Here is a 1,275-nt window from a genome sequence, read left to right as displayed (position 1 = left end):
CGTGGCCGCGCAGGTCGATGCCGAAGCCTTCGAGCCAGCCCAGCGATGCTTCGGGGGGAATCAATGCGTCGAGCCGCGCCTTGCGTGCCAGCGCTGCTTCGCCGCTGGCCTCGATGGAAGGGCTGAGGCCGACGACCACGCGCGGCGCATCGGCCCGGCCTGCCGTCTGTGCGCGGGAGCGCAGGTCGGCGCGGAAGTCGCGCGCGGCCTCTGGGGTGCCCTGCGCGGTGAAGACAATGTCTGCATGGCGCGCGGCGAAGTCCCGCCCGTCCGGCGAGGAGCCAGCCTGTACCAATACCGGGCGCGTTTGCACCGGGGCAGGTACGCCGTGCCGGCCTGACCAGAGCGAGAGCACTTCCTGCACCACGGCGTCGGCGCACGTGTAGCGCTCGGCGTGGGGCACTGGCCGTTCCAGCCCGAAATTGGCCGCGGCCCTAGGTTCGCCGTTGGTCACGATGTTCCAGGCCGCGCGACCCGCGCTCAGGTGGTCGAGCGTCGAGAACGCGCGTGCGATCTCGACGGGCAGGGAAAAGCTGGCCGAAGCGGTGGCGATCAGGCCCAGGTCCTCGGTGACGGCGGCGGCCGCTGCGAGGACGGTCAGCGGATCCAGTTCCCAGCGCGGGCTGTGAGCGATGCCGGGGTAGAAGACGAAGAAATCGGCCACGAACATCGCATCGAAGCCGCCGCGTTCGGCTGTGCGCGCGAGATCCTGGTAATAGCCAATGTCGCGCAGGCGCTGCGGCTGGGCCTCGGGCATGCGCCAGGCCCCTTCGTGGTGGCCGGTCACGAGGGCGTTGAAGAACAGCAGCGGTGCGGTGGTGGATTCAGTGTCCGGCATGGGGCGTGTGCTGCGTGGCAGAGTCGTCGAGAGAGCGGGCCGGGCGTGGCAGTCCGAGCCGGCCGCGCAGGGTGTCCGGGGTGCCGGGGGAGCATGGGCCTGGGACGTTGGCCGGGATTGCGGCAACCACCGCCGCGCCGGATGCGGGATGCCGGCCGATGTCCGCGCCCAGTTGCATGTCTGCCAGGAGCTCCGGCGCAGCCGCATAGCGCACGGGGTGACCCTGCGGCGGACGCGGAATGTCCATGGGCCCGGCCGTGCGGTAGAAGGGCCCTTGGTGGAGGGGTGGGCGGATGCCTGCGGTGTCCACATAGCGGCCGCTTGCCCGGTCGACGCGGTGCAGGCCGTCGGCCCAGCTGTCCCAGAGGGCGGTTGCGGCAGCCACATAGTCGGCGGCGCGCGGGGCTTCCAGGCCGGGCGGCAACATCCACCCGATG

General features: G+C 71.5%; 1 protein-coding gene and 1 pseudogene. Both read right to left on the bottom strand.

Going from position 1 to position 1,275, the window contains the following annotated elements; all coding sequences use genetic code 11:
• Positions 1 to 838, bottom strand: an 838-nt coding sequence (locus ACDELDRAFT_RS22605; protein WP_005801292.1) for an LLM class flavin-dependent oxidoreductase, incomplete at its 3' end; no start/stop codon positions are given.
• Positions 825 to 1,275 (bottom strand): annotated as a pseudogene (locus ACDELDRAFT_RS25485) (hypothetical protein); the annotation flags it as partial. The gene ACDELDRAFT_RS22605 and the pseudogene ACDELDRAFT_RS25485, both read right to left, overlap by 14 nt.

The organism is Acidovorax delafieldii 2AN, assembly GCF_000175235.1.
Taxonomy (GTDB): domain Bacteria; phylum Pseudomonadota; class Gammaproteobacteria; order Burkholderiales; family Burkholderiaceae_C; genus Acidovorax; species Acidovorax delafieldii_B.
The sequence above is the reverse complement of the archived record's forward strand: the minus strand, read 5'-3'. Positions and strand labels throughout refer to the sequence as shown.